Annotated in this window: 11 protein-coding genes, 3 tRNA genes, 1 rRNA gene, 1 other RNA gene and 2 other annotated features; of the genes, 4 read left to right on the forward strand and 12 right to left on the reverse strand. The window is 46.7% G+C overall.

The features are described from left to right. Positions 1-350: 350 nt before the first annotated feature. The 11 genes from ltrA (AYR61_RS12415) to ltrA (AYR61_RS12470) form a co-directional block, all read right to left on the reverse strand. Entirely contained in the window at positions 351-1733 is a 1383-nt protein-coding gene (gene ltrA / locus AYR61_RS12415; protein WP_065900954.1) for a group II intron reverse transcriptase/maturase, read from the reverse strand. A gap of 479 nt (positions 1734-2212) precedes the next feature. Further along, positions 2213-2297 (reverse strand) — tRNA-Leu (locus AYR61_RS12420). Positions 2298-2311: 14 nt separating this feature from the next. After that, positions 2312-2385 (reverse strand) — tRNA-Pro (locus AYR61_RS12425). A gap of 138 nt (positions 2386-2523) precedes the next feature. Then, positions 2524-2596 (reverse strand) — tRNA-Thr (locus AYR61_RS12430). A 103-nt stretch (positions 2597-2699) separates the two neighbouring features. Beyond that, positions 2700-2816 (reverse strand): 5S ribosomal RNA (gene rrf, locus AYR61_RS12435). An 80-nt stretch (positions 2817-2896) separates the two neighbouring features. Then, positions 2897-3159: a sequence feature (23S ribosomal RNA rRNA prediction is too short), on the reverse strand. Between the two features lie 11 nt (positions 3160-3170). Beyond that, positions 3171-3689, reverse strand: a sequence feature (23S ribosomal RNA rRNA prediction is too short). A gap of 142 nt (positions 3690-3831) precedes the next feature. Then, a complete protein-coding gene (locus AYR61_RS12445; RefSeq protein WP_056987705.1) occupies positions 3832-5151 on the reverse strand; it encodes an ammonium transporter in 1320 nt (439 codons plus the stop codon). 397 nt (positions 5152-5548) lie between these two features. Next, positions 5549-6688, reverse strand: a complete 1140-nt coding sequence (locus tag AYR61_RS12450) for a THUMP domain-containing class I SAM-dependent RNA methyltransferase (protein ID WP_065903273.1) — start codon at positions 6686-6688, stop codon at positions 5549-5551. A 165-nt stretch (positions 6689-6853) separates the two neighbouring features. Beyond that, positions 6854-7232, reverse strand: an RNA gene (gene rnpB / locus AYR61_RS12455) — RNase P RNA component class B. 21 nt (positions 7233-7253) lie between these two features. Continuing rightward, positions 7254-7607: a cell division regulator GpsB gene (gene gpsB / locus AYR61_RS12460; RefSeq protein ID WP_054707154.1), complete on the reverse strand. Its 354-nt coding sequence runs from the start codon at positions 7605-7607 to the stop codon at positions 7254-7256. A gap of 53 nt (positions 7608-7660) precedes the next feature. Then, the gene (locus AYR61_RS12465; RefSeq protein WP_054707152.1) at positions 7661-8233 is read right to left on the reverse strand and encodes a DUF1273 domain-containing protein; all 573 of its coding nucleotides are present in this window, start codon (positions 8231-8233) and stop codon (positions 7661-7663) included. 521 nt (positions 8234-8754) lie between these two features. Continuing rightward, positions 8755-10137, reverse strand: coding sequence for a group II intron reverse transcriptase/maturase (ltrA, locus tag AYR61_RS12470; RefSeq protein ID WP_065900954.1), 1383 nt, complete (start codon positions 10135-10137; stop codon positions 8755-8757). A gap of 898 nt (positions 10138-11035) precedes the next feature. Here ltrA (AYR61_RS12470) and recU point away from each other — a divergent pair. The 4 genes from recU (at position 11036) to AYR61_RS15790 (ending at position 14869) form a co-directional block, all read left to right on the forward strand. Continuing rightward, a complete protein-coding gene (gene recU, locus AYR61_RS12475; RefSeq protein ID WP_156319208.1) occupies positions 11036-11626 on the forward strand; it encodes a Holliday junction resolvase RecU in 591 nt (196 codons plus the stop codon). 24 nt (positions 11627-11650) lie between these two features. Then, a complete protein-coding gene (locus AYR61_RS12480) occupies positions 11651-14002 on the forward strand; it encodes a transglycosylase domain-containing protein (RefSeq protein WP_065903275.1) in 2352 nt (783 codons plus the stop codon). 134 nt (positions 14003-14136) lie between these two features. Further along, positions 14137-14538, forward strand: a complete 402-nt coding sequence (locus tag AYR61_RS15785) for a maltose acetyltransferase domain-containing protein (protein ID WP_304621838.1) — start codon at positions 14137-14139, stop codon at positions 14536-14538. Next, positions 14459-14869, forward strand: a complete 411-nt coding sequence (locus tag AYR61_RS15790) for an LbetaH domain-containing protein (protein ID WP_318529559.1) — start codon at positions 14459-14461, stop codon at positions 14867-14869. Before AYR61_RS15785 ends, AYR61_RS15790 begins: the two co-directional genes overlap by 80 nt. Here the strand turns inward: AYR61_RS15790 and AYR61_RS12490 are convergent. Further along, positions 14844-15560, reverse strand: coding sequence for a DnaD domain protein (locus tag AYR61_RS12490; protein ID WP_054707142.1), 717 nt, complete (start codon positions 15558-15560; stop codon positions 14844-14846). The genes AYR61_RS15790 and AYR61_RS12490 overlap by 26 nt on opposite strands. Positions 15561-15817: the final 257 nt, after the last annotated feature.

Below are 15817 nucleotides of genomic sequence, written 5' to 3' on the forward strand. Positions count from 1 at the left end.
CACACTCCTTCAGAATCAATCTGTCTAGATCAATTTTAGCATAGTTCTGATCAGTATCGGTAACTGGGCGACGAAAAATATTAACTGTTAACTATGATACCAGAAATTAAGAAATTAGTTCGTGAAATTTTAAATCATTCTTTTTAAAATGGCTAAATTACGATTTAATATAAAAAAAGACGAACGATGTTTCATGAACGAGATTGAAATGTTGAGACTCTGGTGATCGCTCCAGATTATCGTGGCTCACTACTGTCTAATTTTAAATCGAGTAGGAGGTAATTGATTAATTCAATTACCGACCTCTCACACCACCGTACGTACGGTTCCGTATACGGCGGTTCAATAATTTAAGCACTTTGTATTGACTGGAGTGTCTTGCTCATATTGATGAGTCCAAGGCGTTCCAGTCTTTTGTTTGTCAGAGTATAGGTCAATGTCTTGCTATGCGCAGTTCGCCAATAACCCTTACGGGTATTGGCCATTGTATAAGCACTGGTGCCAGAAAGCCCCAGTTTTACAAGATGATTGACCTTTGTTTTGAGCTTCTTCCACTGTTTCCAAATATACTGGCGAATCCTTGCTCGCAACCATTCGTCTAAGTGACGGATAAAATTGGTCATTTTCCCGACCGAATAGTACTGTAACCACCCACGCATCTTTTGATGAATCTCGTTAAACACCAGGTTTAACGAAACGCCCCGATTGCGCTTGGTCATTTTCCTGAGTGCAGACTTGATGCGTTGCTTGGCCTGCCAAGCAGGTCGCGCATACGCACCTCCTCGACCAACCCCCAAGGAAAATCCCAGGAACTTGGCCCGCAGAGGCGAACTTACTGATGTCTTGTCCTCATTGACGGTGACCTTTAGGTCGCCTTCAAGAAAGCGAGTAACATTAGTCAGAACCCGTTCTCCAGCACGTTTGCTTCGGACATAAATATTACAATCGTCCGCATAGCGGACAAACTTATGACCTCTGGAAGTTAACAGCTTATCCAGTTCGTTGAGATAAATGTTAGCCAAAAGTGGCGATAAGGGGCCACCTTGAGGGGTGCCTTTATCACTTCGTTCAAATAGACCACCATTCATGACACCGCTGGTTAGGAAGCGACGAATGAGATGCAGTATCCATGGATCCGTAATATACTGCTCAATAAATTTAATAAGCAGATCGTGGTTGACCGTATCGAAGTATGCTTTTAAATCGAGATCCACGACATAGTGATAGCCCTGATTGTAGAACTGAACCACTCTATCAATGGCATCTTTAGCACTTCGATTCGGTCGGAACCCAAAACTATTATCTGAGAAGACACGCTCAAATGTTGGCACCATGACTTGCGCCATGGCTTGTTGAACAAGTCGGTCAATCACAGTTGGTATTCCGAGCTTGCGTTTACCACCATTAGGTTTTGGAATTTCAACCCGCTTAACGGGACGAGGCCGATAGGTCTCGTTTTGTAAAGCTTGCAGTAATTCCTGTTTATGTTTCCTCAAGTAGGGCAACAGTTCGTCAACGGTCATTCCGTCTAGTCCTGCTGCACCTTTGTTTCTGCAGACGCGAAGATAAGCCTCGTTCAGGTTATTTCGGTCTAAGACTAACTCTTGAAACTTAGTGCCGTTCATCATCGTATTTTCACCAGAGTCAGTGCTACGCACCCCGACTTGTTCTTGGGCTTCCAGTCCTACTGTCCGCCGGCGGTCAGCTTTTTCTGTATTCTGCGGTTGTTGCACTGTCTCCACCTCCAATATCAATGATGACCTATTATTGTTCAGCCCTTCGTGGCAGATACCACTACTATGGCCTCGGCTGACTCCTGTATCGTTCTGCACCACATCACTGCGATGTTTGTTCCTGTGGCGCTTAGCGCGCCTCTTGTCGGGAACGTACGATACAGGCCTCCCCGGGTAAGAACGCCCACTTTCGTACCATGTCATTGCCAGCTTTACTGCGATGGTCTCGAGTAGTATTGGACTTTGGTTTGTTTGGCAACCTCGTCCGACCAACACAGCCTTATAGCTGATTCTTGTACATCAATGCGGTACTTTGTCGCCGACTTCCTTCAGATTCCACCTCACGATGGACACCCTTGTCATTGACTTGCGGTTCCGACTACTACGGCCCGCAACGGACTTTCACCGTCTAGTTGGCGCCCATGCCGGGCGCACCAAAAAACGACGAGACCCTTTCTGGGTTCGTCGTTTTTTTATGATACCGGAGGTGGGGTTCGAACCCACACGTCCTCAACGGACACTGGATTTTGAGTCCAGCGCGTCTGCCAGTTCCGCCACTCCGGCAAAATGTTATTCAATCGGGAAGACAGGATTCGAACCTGCGACCCCCTGGTCCCAAACCAGGTGCTCTACCAAGCTGAGCTACTTCCCGAAAACGATGTGCTGTAATAGACAACTTAATTAGTATACTACGGCGCGTAGGGTTTGACTAGCCTTTTTTGCATAATCACCGTAAAAAAATATATCCTCTTATTGTCTATTTCTCTCTAGCAAACAAGTATCCCTGACAAGCCGTTTATCGGATTTGAACCGATGACCTCTTCCTTACCATGGAAGTGCTCTACCTGCTGAGCTAAAACGGCAACTCCCATTATATCAAGGATACTGTTCTAGCGAAAGGTGTTTACCATGTTCGTTCATTTGGCGTAAACAAAAAACCGCCGACCTTAGTCAGCGGTTCTGGTTGCGTGGCAACGTCCTACCCTCGCAGGGGGCGATCCCCCAACTACTCTTGGCGTGCTGAAGCTTAACTTCTGTGTTCGGCATGGGAACAGGTGTATCCTTCAGGCTATCGCCACCACACTATTGAGAACTGATGCTCTCAAAACTAGATAATATCGTTTTCCTACCGGAAATCACCGTTTTCTTACTTGGTTAAGTCCTCGACCGATTAGTACTAGTCCGCTCCATCCATCACTGGACTTCCACTTCTAGCCTATCTACCTGATCATCTCTCAGGGGTCTTACTTCCATAAAGGAATGGGAAATCTCATCTTGAGGCGAGTTTCACACTTAGATGCTTTCAGCGTTTATCTCATCCACACATAGCTACTCAGCAATGCGCCTGGCGGCACAACTGATACACCAGCGGTGTGTCCATTCCGGTCCTCTCGTACTAGGAACAGCTCCTCTCAAATTTCCTATGCCCGCGACGGATAGGGACCGAACTGTCTCACGACGTTCTGAACCCAGCTCGCGTACCGCTTTAATGGGCGAACAGCCCAACCCTTGGGACCGACTACAGCCCCAGGATGCGATGAGCCGACATCGAGGTGCCAAACCTCCCCGTCGATGTGGACTCTTGGGGGAGATAAGCCTGTTATCCCCAGGGTAGCTTTTATCCGTTGAGCGATGGCCCTTCCATAATGACACAGCATCCACCGTTGTTTGTTTCGTAAAAATGGCCAGCATTTCCATAAAACTCTCCGCTGTATTGGCACGGTTGAGGTCCGCCAGTGGGTACCAAAGGATGCGGCCTTCATCGCCTTGTTTCAGCTGACCGGAAAACTGACTTGTGCGATACAAGAAACCGATTTTGCGATAGTGGTCTTGCGTGTCAAACCACTCAACGGTGCCGCAGGATTCTAGCTGACTAACAGTCAACCCAGTTTCTTCAAATACTTCGCGCGCCATTGCGGTCGCCAAGGGTTCACCAGGTTCAACGGGTTCTGTTCGATCTAATGGCATTTTATCCACCTCAATTTAAATATAAAAGCGTTGCTTGGATTTAGTATAACAAATCCAAGCAACGCTTTTTGTTTTCAGACCATTTATTTTGAGATACCCGAGCATTTCCGAGAGAATGTTAATGCAATCGTTATTTTTTACCAAGTTTAGCAGTTTGGCCTTGGAATTCAGAAGAGTACTGGTTCATATCAGACCGGTACCGGTCGAGATCCCGGCTAAATTCAACCGCGTAATCGGCTTCTTCACCGTGCTCGCCCATATCAAGGCCCAGCTCTTCTTCGCGCCGATCGACTCGCATGGGCATGAACAGCTGCATCACTTTAATGATAATGCTGCCCATGATGGCAACAAAGATGATCGTGCCAAACGTCGCTGCCAGTTGGACCAAGAACATATGCCAACCGCCACCATAGAAAAGGCCATTTTCTGGCAAACTGCCGTTGACAGTTTTGGTCGCAAACAGTCCGGTTAGAATACTACCGACGATTCCGCTCACACCGTGACACCCAAACGCATCTAAGGCATCATCGACACCAATGCGATCCTTTAAAACGTTGACGAAAAAGTAACTCGCCAGTGTGCCAGCCAGCCCAATGAAGAAGGCTCCGGTAATCGTCACGTAGCCTGCTCCCGGTGTAATTGCAACCAGGCCGCATAGGGTTCCCGTGCAGACGCCGACCAAGGTTGGCTTGCCGTTCTTCGTGAACATGTCGAGAAACATCCAACTTACCATGGCTGTCGCTGCGGCAACCGTTGACGTCAACATGGCTTGAACGGCCACTCCGTTGACACCCAATGCTGACCCCGCATTGAACCCATACCAGCCGATCCAAAGAATCGCGGTTCCTAAAAGCACCCATGGCAGGTTGTAATGGGTATGCGGAATATCGCCGTAGTGGATCCGTTTACCTAAAAAGGCTGACAGAACAAAGGCGGTGATCCCAGCGTTGATATGAACGACCGTCCCACCGGCAAAATCGACGGTTCCTAGGCGGGCTAATAACCCGTTGGGACTCCAGACCATGTGGACCATGGGATAATAGATCAAAATCGACCATAGACAAACGAATACCAACAAAAACCGGAATCTGATCCTACCGACAACGGCGCCAACGAACAGCGCTGGTGTAATGACGGCAAACATCATTTGAAAGATGGCATAGAGGCCAGTTGGAATTTTAGTTGCCGTCAATCGCGACATATTGACGCCATGCATGAAGATGTGAGACGCTGAGCCGATAAAGCCGCCAAGATTCCCTTCAAACGATAGACTGTACCCAATAATGATCCATAGCAGAATGGCCACCCCAGTCAGCATGTACACGGATAACATCGTGTTGACCACGTTTCGTTTCGAGACTAACCCGCCATAAAAGAAGGCTAATCCCGGGGTCATAAACAGGACTAAGATGGTTGCTAAGATCATGAATGCTACGTTGGCTAAATTCAACAGCATCACTTCCTCTCGTTAATGTTATAAAGTCTAACATCATTTATGAGAGAGAACCACTACTTTAGTGAGATGTCAGGTTGCCTTAGGAGATAAGGAAACCGCTTACTATACCAATTTACGACGTTAAAAAATGATTAAAAAATTTTGAGACTTGTTCAACGCAATGGCACGTTTTATGTCATATCTATGATGTGACATAAATTTCATTATTGCTAGTCAAGCGCCCGTCTTAACAGTATCGGCTCTATGATGCAGTTGTATTTCGAGGTTACATGACTGACCTTTCTCTAATGATTGTCCTTCAATGGACACTAAAATGCAGTCAACACAAAAAAGGTGTCAGCTCAACACCCATTTTGGTCATTAAGCTGACACCCGTTTATTCTAGTTGATATTAATGCTGGCGGTTCTGATGACCCCAATATTGGAAGTAATCGGTTCTGAGTGCCCCGTTATAGAGTTTTCGACGCTTGGTCGCCTTCTCGCCATAGAAGGACTCAAATGATAGATCAGCAGTCAGAATGTACTTCGACCACGTTGTCATTGGCTTAAAGACTTGCCCCATTTGCTTATAGATCTGGCGGACACTCTTTTGGTCCCCCATCCGCTTCCCGTAAGGCGGGTTAGCAATCATGACGCCGTTTTCTTGATCCGTCGTAAAGTCTTTTACTGCCAGCTGCTTGAACTGGATATCGTGAAGAACACCGGCACCATTAGCGTTTAACTTTGCAATATCGATCATTGACCCATCAATATCGTACCCTGTAATATCAAGGACTGGGTCAGTCTGTGCAGCCCGAGCTTCTTCCTTCAAGGTATCTGCCATTTTACGATAGTCAGGATGCCAGTCTTCACAGACCACGTGCCGGTTGAGTCCAGGCGCAATATTTCTGCCAATGAGCGCAGTTTCAATTGGAATGGTACCGGAACCACACATTGGGTCGACAAATGGCATATCCGGGCGCCATGTCGTTAATTTAATCAAGGTGGCCGCAAAGTTTTCCTTCAACGGCGCATCCCCTTTTTCCTGTCGGTAACCACGTTTGAATAAACTATCACCGGTCGTATCGAGTGTCAGCGTGGCAACATCCTTGTCTAACGCAATTTCAAGTGGGAAGAGTGCGCCCGTTTCTGGAAAACGTGTTTTACGATGGTAGGCCTCAGTCATTTGACTGACAATTGCTTTTTTCGTCACCGCCTGAATATCGGATACACTAAACAACTTTGAATTTTTTGAACGGCCATTAACGGGAAATTTGGCATCCATAGGGAGCCATTGATCCCATGACATTGCACTAACTGTGTCAAAAATATCATCAAAAGTTTTGGCTGGAAACTGAATTAATATAATTTTGATGCGGTCTGCTGTCCGCAGCCACAAATTAGTGCGTAAGATATCGTGCATGTTCCCTTTAAACGCTACCCGGCCGTTTTCAACCTGGACATCGTAACCCATGTCCCGCAGTTCCTGTCCCGCAATGGCTTCAATACCACTGGCAGTTGCTGCGTAGAGGTTCATTTCTTCGTTATTCATGTTGTGCTCCTATTCCTTTGTTTTCGGTGCGACAGTTCTGTTTTTAAAGCGAGACCGCTCGAAATCAGGTGCTGGCGAGATCAACCAGCCTTATTCATCACGATCCTCAATTTATAGCCATAAAAAAAGTGGACGCCTAAGCGCCCACAATCCTGATTTGTAAATCGCTGTAAGCCATGTTCCGTACTTCACCTAATGCCAGGGACAGTTAGGTCAAGCGGTAATCATCTATCTCGAGAGTTAAAAACTCTCCCCCCACAACTTAGTTCATTTCCGTGTGTGAAGCGCCCCTACCGTAGTTTGGGTTGCCCGCTCGAGGGGTTTACCACGTTCCACCACTACCGTTTCCAATAGCGTCATCGTCGCTGTGGCACTTTCAGAGGTATTAACGCATAGCCGAAACCTTAGCGCTTTTCCCCGCCGTAACTTCTTGCGAAGTCCCCCGGCTTATTTTTTCACCGAGCACGAACACTACAGGCATCGCAGCCTGTGCGAGCATGGACTTTCCTCAGCCGACTTAAGCCGACCGCGATTACCCACGATTTACAAAAAATGTTAACTTATATTAGAGCCGGTGTGACGTGTTACTATTACTGGAATCCAGTTGGGAACCAAACACATGACGTTCCAGGTTTGATAAGCGCTTCAGGATATCCATATTAGTCACATTACTTGCCGGTTGACTCGTTTGAACCGTTTGCTGACCGCCACCAACAGAAATCTGTTTCGTCAGCTCATCTACCTTGGCTAACAAACGTTCGTTTTCGTCTTGGAGGTGTTGATTCTCCTTCGTAAACGCTTCGTAGTCTTTGATGACATTATCCAAGAAACTATCAACATCAGCTGGGTCATAGCCCCGCATCTTCTGACGGAATTCTTTTTGTAAAATGTCCTTGGGAGTAAAATTGATCGTTGCCATTTAAATACACCTCATCATTTATTCAACACCAACATTTGAGATGATACCAAAAATTAGTCGAGATTGAAACCTTTTTTTGAATTTTCTTGAAATTCATACGAATACTCTTGCAATTGGTCGAAATCAACCAGCTGCAACGGATAGGTATGGTTTTCTTGCCAATGCATAATCGCATCATAATCGTACCGCGATTTGCCCTCGTTGTCTACATCATATACTAAAAGTGCCCCATCAGTGTGGGTCAGCATGAAATTTTGATAATTTCTTAATTGTTGTGGCGACGTGTAATCCTGATCACTGACGGGGGCTTGAAAGTCCACCTGTTCCTTTAGATCCGCCAGTTTTTCCTGGTTATCCGGTTTCCATTGATTGCCGAAATGCGCAAATGGCATCATTAATGCAACGTTAAGTTCAGGATAATCTGGCTTTAACGAAATGGCCGCCTTCGCTGCCATCTGTTCAATGCCAAGCTGGCCCCCAGTGATGACCCAAGTCGTGCCGTCTTCAATTGCTTGCGTGATCAGCTTAGTCAGCGCATAGTCGATCACTTGATACTTCGGCTCAGTTTCTGAGAATAAGCCTAATTCATATGACCGATAGCCAGTGATCCATAGTCGTTGTGCCATGTCTGCACGTCCTCCTTTATTGAATGGATGATCCACACTTGTTTTTGGGTAAAAATATTGGGTAAAAATCCGTTGCATTCCGCAATTTGGCACTCCGTGTGGTGGCTCGCGATTGAGCTAACTCGATTTCCACTGCGTGGCTCTCGAGTGGATCTCAATCGTCTCGCATATCAGTAACCGACCAAAGTACGGTCGCTAACTGATATCGACACCACAGCTCCGTGCCAAATTGCTGCATTCCACTGACGTTGAGCTCCCTTTTTATCACTGGTTAAGCATCACAATTGCGTTAAAACCAGTTTGCGGAGAATTCGCCCTCGACTGCTAACCAGACCGTTAATAGGTGTGCTTCTTACCATGTTCTAGTCACAGATAACAACTGACTAACAGGTTTCATGACACCATTTATGAAGCCTTGACATCTAAGATAACGATTAATCGAGTAGGAGGTAATTGATTAATTCAATTACCGACCTCTCACACCACCGTACGTACGGTTCCGTATACGGCGGTTCAATAATTTAAGCACTTTGTATTGACTGGAGTGTCTTGCTCATATTGATGAGTCCAAGGCGTTCCAGTCTTTTGTTTGTCAGAGTATAGGTCAATGTCTTGCTATGCGCAGTTCGCCAATAACCCTTACGGGTATTGGCCATTGTATAAGCACTGGTGCCAGAAAGCCCCAGTTTTACAAGATGATTGACCTTTGTTTTGAGCTTCTTCCACTGTTTCCAAATATACTGGCGAATCCTTGCTCGCAACCATTCGTCTAAGTGACGGATAAAATTGGTCATTTTCCCGACCGAATAGTACTGTAACCACCCACGCATCTTTTGATGAATCTCGTTAAACACCAGGTTTAACGAAACGCCCCGATTGCGCTTGGTCATTTTCCTGAGTGCAGACTTGATGCGTTGCTTGGCCTGCCAAGCAGGTCGCGCATACGCACCTCCTCGACCAACCCCCAAGGAAAATCCCAGGAACTTGGCCCGCAGAGGCGAACTTACTGATGTCTTGTCCTCATTGACGGTGACCTTTAGGTCGCCTTCAAGAAAGCGAGTAACATTAGTCAGAACCCGTTCTCCAGCACGTTTGCTTCGGACATAAATATTACAATCGTCCGCATAGCGGACAAACTTATGACCTCTGGAAGTTAACAGCTTATCCAGTTCGTTGAGATAAATGTTAGCCAAAAGTGGCGATAAGGGGCCACCTTGAGGGGTGCCTTTATCACTTCGTTCAAATAGACCACCATTCATGACACCGCTGGTTAGGAAGCGACGAATGAGATGCAGTATCCATGGATCCGTAATATACTGCTCAATAAATTTAATAAGCAGATCGTGGTTGACCGTATCGAAGTATGCTTTTAAATCGAGATCCACGACATAGTGATAGCCCTGATTGTAGAACTGAACCACTCTATCAATGGCATCTTTAGCACTTCGATTCGGTCGGAACCCAAAACTATTATCTGAGAAGACACGCTCAAATGTTGGCACCATGACTTGCGCCATGGCTTGTTGAACAAGTCGGTCAATCACAGTTGGTATTCCGAGCTTGCGTTTACCACCATTAGGTTTTGGAATTTCAACCCGCTTAACGGGACGAGGCCGATAGGTCTCGTTTTGTAAAGCTTGCAGTAATTCCTGTTTATGTTTCCTCAAGTAGGGCAACAGTTCGTCAACGGTCATTCCGTCTAGTCCTGCTGCACCTTTGTTTCTGCAGACGCGAAGATAAGCCTCGTTCAGGTTATTTCGGTCTAAGACTAACTCTTGAAACTTAGTGCCGTTCATCATCGTATTTTCACCAGAGTCAGTGCTACGCACCCCGACTTGTTCTTGGGCTTCCAGTCCTACTGTCCGCCGGCGGTCAGCTTTTTCTGTATTCTGCGGTTGTTGCACTGTCTCCACCTCCAATATCAATGATGACCTATTATTGTTCAGCCCTTCGTGGCAGATACCACTACTATGGCCTCGGCTGACTCCTGTATCGTTCTGCACCACATCACTGCGATGTTTGTTCCTGTGGCGCTTAGCGCGCCTCTTGTCGGGAACGTACGATACAGGCCTCCCCGGGTAAGAACGCCCACTTTCGTACCATGTCATTGCCAGCTTTACTGCGATGGCCTCGAGTAGTATTGGACTTTGGTTTGTTTGGCAACCTCGTCCGACCAACACAGCCTTATAGCTGATTCTTGTACATCAATGCGGTACTTTGTCGCCGACTTCCTTCAGATTCCACCTCACGATGGACACCCTTGTCATTGACTTGCGGTTCCGACTACTACGGCCCGCAACGGACTTTCACCGTCTAGTTGGCGCCCATGCCGGGCGCACCAAATATCGTAACGTAGTGGAACCGTTCCGCAGTGCAGACCGCGATCGACTCCAACTCAACCTACAGGGCCGAACTGTACAACAAAGCGGCATAATAGCACTATTTAAGTTCCCTCCTAAAATTGAAAAGAACCTTTGAGACCAATTGCTTTCACTATATACAGACGAAAATATAGCTTAATTTCATTAAACTTGTGCAGTGATGCCAATCAGCTACTTGAAAAACGGCAGACATAACCGTATCATACGCTTGCACACCTTAACCCAACTTTAAAAGCATCGGCAATTGTCCCATATTCGGACATTTCCCATACAAGTGTTCGATGATTTTTAAAGAACTAAGCCCGTTATCACGGGTTTTTTGCATTTACTTGTTTATTGAAAACGTGTCCCTTGGTATAATAACACTAACTGGGTTAACATAGTTTCGACGAATTCATAACGAAAAGAGATGATCCGGTCTGTGACAATTCATTATCCGAACGGCGCGTGCTTCTCGCCAGGTCAGCAACCCAACCAAAAGTTAAAGCTGACCACCTATGGCGGCCGAGGGATGACTTTAGAACAGGAGCTTAATGAGAGCAATCAATACTACCTGGCTAACGATATTGCTGTCATTCATAAAAAGCCGACCCCCATTCAAATCGTCAAAGTCGATTACCCCAAACGTTCCGCCGCAGTTATTCGGGAAGCCTACTTTCGGCAAGCTTCCACCACGGACTACAACGGTATCTATCGTGGCAGATACGTCGATTTTGATGCCAAGGAAACCCAGGAAACGACCCGCTTTCCACTAGATAACTTCCATAAACACCAGATTGAGCACATGAGAAGTTGTTTAAAACAAGGCGGCATTTGTTTTGGTCTGATTAAGTTTGTTAAATTAGATCAGCTATACTTATTAAAGGCTACGGATCTCATCACCTACTGGGATCACCAGGATACGGGACACAAATCGATACCCCTTAAAGTATTTGACGACATTGCGCTGCCGATCCACTACCGACTCAACCCAATTATTCCCTATCTCGATGCGGTTGATCACATTATTTAACGCCTTAATCAAAGGAGCTTACCTATGTCAAGTAATTCAAATAACGATGAGACGCGTTCTGGGCGTCGACAGCAAAATGCCAAGCCCAAACGAAAACGTCATTTATTTCGAACGATATTTACCAGTCTGCTGGTCTTATTCTTAGGCGCCATCCTATTAGGCGCTGGACTATTCTTCTACTACGCGCAAGGCGCGCCTAACATCACTGAATCCGAACTTTCAAGTGATACGTCGACCAAGGTCTACGATGCTGACAATAACGTTATTTCCCGGTTAGGTGCTCAAAACCGTGACTACGTGAAGTCAAGCAAGATCCCTGGTACGTTAAAACAAGCTGTTGTTTCCATTGAAGACCGTCGTTTCTATAAGGAACACGGGGTTGACCCGATCCGTATCGTGGAAGTCGCCTTTTCTAACATCCGCGGCTCTTCATTAGGGATGCAGGGTGGGAGTACCCTGACCCAGCAACTCGTGAAATTGTCTGTCTTTTCAACGTCCAATGCTGACCGAACTTTAAAACGGAAAGCCCAGGAAGCTTGGTTGGCCATCAAGGTTGACCAAAAGTACAGCAAGTCAAAGATCCTAGAATTCTACATTAACAAGGTTTATATGGGTAACGGGGTTTACGGCATGGAGACCGCCGCTAAATATTACTACGGCAAATCACTCAGCCGCTTAACGCTGCCGCAGCTCGCAATGTTGGCTGGGATGCCGCAAAGTCCGACAAACTATGATCCAACGCGCTACCCTAAGTACGCGACATACCGCCGGAACCAAGTGCTCGCCGCGATGGCCCAAAACAAGGTGATCAGTTCCGCTCAAGCAAAGGCTGCTGAAGCCACGAGCGTGCAAAGTGGTTTAGCCAAAACCCATCCGGTCACAACGGTCACGAATAAGAACCAAAAGTATATCGATGCTTACTTAAAACAAGTCTACGCAGAATTAAAGGCGGATGGCTATAACACTAGTACCGATGGCTTGCGGGTCTACACGAACCTTGATATGTCGGCTCAAAAACACCTGTATAACATCGTCAACTCCAACAACTACGTCGCCTTCCCAAGTAAAAAGTTCCAAGTTGGTGCGACGCTGATCAATCCTAACAATGGTAAGGTGACCGCCATGATTGGCGGCCGAAAGACTGGTAATGTCAGCTTCGGGCTTAACCGAGCTGTCCAAACTGACCGGTCGAGTGGGTCAACGATCAAGCCACTGATGGATTACGGGCCGGCTATTCAGTACCTTAAATACCCGACGTATGAACCAGTTAAGGATACGGCATACACCTATCCTGGTACTGATAAACAGCTAAACGACTTTGATGATAAGTATGAAGGCACCATTACCATGCGGAAAGCGCTGGTTGAATCCCGAAACATTCCAGCTATCCGAACGCTGGATGCTGTTGGGATCACAAAGGCGACTAAGTTCCTGAGTGGTCTTGGGATGACGTTTAAGGACAAACTGACCCTGCAAAACGGGATTGGGGCTTATATCTCCACCGAACAAGAGGCCGCTGGTTATAGTGCCTTTGCGAACGGTGGGACCTACTACAAGCCAAGTTTGCTGAACAAGGTCGTCACCAAGGATGGCAAGTCACACTCCTACGGCAGTACCGGGAAGCGCGCCATGTCATCAGCCACAGCCTTTATGATCACCAACATGCTTAAGGGTGTTATTAATAGCTCTAACGGTTCAGGAACGGCAGCCGCAATTTCTGGGTTATACCAAGCTGGTAAAACTGGGACAACGGCTTACCCTGACGACTATGTGAATAAGGTTCCAGCAAGCAGCACCATGGATTCATGGTTTACTGGGTACACCAAGAATTATTCACTGTCTGTCTGGACCGGGTACGACAAACAATTTGCCACGGGTGGATACGTGACTGAGGATGAAACCAAGATAGCCCAAGAGATCTACAAGTATGAAATGACCTATCTCGCACAAAACGAGAACGTTTCAAACACCGACTGGACCAAGCCGAACGACGTTGTTGAAACAACCCGAAACGGGGTCGATGAATACTATATTCAGGGGTATCCTGGTGATACAACCACGAGCGCTAACGGTGGCACCTCAACGAATGCTTATAGCAGTTCTGCAAGCAGTGCAACTGGCACCAGTTCAAGTAACGCAGCCACCACGAACCGGTCAACATCGTCGTCGACTAGTTCAACTGACTCCACGAGTTCTTCAACTTCAACCAAGCAAGAACCTAGTGGCGGAAGCGGCAGTGGTAGTGGCAACGATGGTAACAGCACGGAAACGACAACGTCATCGTCGACGTCAACCACCACTTCTGAAAGTACTGGTGGTTCAACAACCACTGGTGGTACCACTTCAACGAAGTCGAGTGCCAAGGCAAGCAGTTAAGGGACACATTTTAAATCAAAAACAGCTTGAATCCGTCTGATTGGATTCGATCTGTTTTTTATTGCCCCCCCTTGTAATCGTTTACATGTTATACTACAGCTAAACCCTGCATCATCATACGGAGGTACAACACCATGACAACCAACGAAGAACGGATGTTAAGTGGTCAGCTCTATAACGTTTACGACACAGACCTGGCTAAGAAAACGGATCGGAAACAAACCCTGCTTGCATCCATTAACGATCCCAGCACCACAACGGACGTTCAGCCAAAGTTTCGACAGCTTCTGGGCAAAACCGGCGCACACTTTTACATTGAACCGCCCTTTTTCTGCGACTTTGGCGACAATATTACACTTGGCGATGACGTGTACATTAACACCAACGCTGTTTTTCTCGACTCGGGTCGCATCACGATTGGGAGCCGGGTATTAATCGGCCCGCGTGTGAGCTTATTTGCGGCGAGTCATCCCATTGCGGCGGACGTCCGAACCAAAATGGTTAGCCGATGGTCACCCCATCGTAATCGGCGATAATGTTTGGCTTGGCGGCGGTGTCATTGTGAATCCAGACGTCACAATTGGCGACAACACGATCATTGGTTCTGGGGCTGTTGTGACCCATGATATCCCCGAAAATGTCGTCGCAGCTGGAAATCCCTGCCAGGTACTGCGGTCGATCACTCAGAAAGACCAGGACTACTGGCACCAGCAAGAACAGGATTATCTAGCTGAAATGGGCCGCTCGACTCATCGACGATTCAGTGACAAACAGCTCATCATAAAAAGGGCCTCCGAAATCACCCGATTCCAGAGGTCCTTTTTTATGGCGATCATAAAGGTTACTTGTCTTGGTCACCAATATTAAATAGCGGAATATCAGGTGTCTTAGTCGCATCTGATGAGTGATTAGATTGCTGGCCAGATTGCCTTGAATTGCCCTGATACCGTTCCTTTTCCTGCTGTACCTGTTCAGGAGTAGTAATGTGTTTCTTCTCCCAACTCAAAAGAATTCGATCCATGTATTTGAGACTGTAGACTTGACTGAGCACAGCTTCTTTCAAGGCCAACTGAATCAACTCACCTGAATAATGATCTTTATCCAACCACTGGGCAATCGTTTCGAGTTCAATTGGCGACAGTGGACGCCCAAATTCAGATTCAACCTGTTTGAACACCACCTGGCGATCATTAGTCGCTGATTGCTTGACCGTAGCCGTTTCCTGATTGGCAACGTACTGGGCCAATTTTTCATAGAGCTGGGTAAAATCATAGGCGTCCTGAGCAAGCTGATCCTTTTGATGGGTCGTTTTGATTTGCATCATGTTTTGACTGATCATTTCGTGTAACACTTGAAAGACCTGATTATCAGACAGACCCACTGACTGCGCGATCGTTGCTGTCGGTGGAAAGTCATTGCCCTGATCCGCGAAGGATTTTAACTGAAGATAGATTAAAAATTGCTCATTTGTCAGTCCAAGGTCACGATAATGACGCAGCAGTAACGTGGACACCACGGTGTTTCCAGACGACAACAATGCTGTTGTAAATGCGTCCACTCCGACGTCCTCCTTTTTATAAAGTCCTAACTTCAATAGGATAGTGGTTTGAGACAAAGAAGACAACTATTTGGTTTAATAGCTGTCTTCTTTAAGGATTTTGTACATTATTTGCTTGTGAATAGGCTGCTAAATTGAAACTTGCGCTGGAGCGTACTAGTGTTTCAGCGATTGTCTATCTAGGCGACATAGCCGAAACGAGTTCCGGAAAACAGAAAGCTGCATGTAAGCCAACTCTGACGAAAATGCCAGGTTCA

It is taken from the genome of Secundilactobacillus paracollinoides, from assembly GCF_001702155.1.
Classification (GTDB): Bacteria; Bacillota; Bacilli; order Lactobacillales; family Lactobacillaceae; genus Secundilactobacillus; species Secundilactobacillus paracollinoides.

Coding starts and splice junctions, on each gene's coding strand:
- AYR61_RS12450 (WP_065903273.1), bottom strand. CDS start 6,688: ATGAATAACGAAGAAATGAACCTCTACGCAGCAACTGCCAGTGGTATT.
- gpsB (WP_054707154.1), bottom strand. CDS start 7,607: ATGGCAACGATCAATTTTACTCCCAAGGACATTTTACAAAAAGAATTC.
- AYR61_RS12465 (WP_054707152.1), bottom strand. CDS start 8,233: ATGGCACAACGACTATGGATCACTGGCTATCGGTCATATGAATTAGGC.
- AYR61_RS12480 (WP_065903275.1), top strand. CDS start 11,651: ATGTCAAGTAATTCAAATAACGATGAGACGCGTTCTGGGCGTCGACAG.
- AYR61_RS15785 (WP_304621838.1), top strand. CDS start 14,137: ATGACAACCAACGAAGAACGGATGTTAAGTGGTCAGCTCTATAACGTT.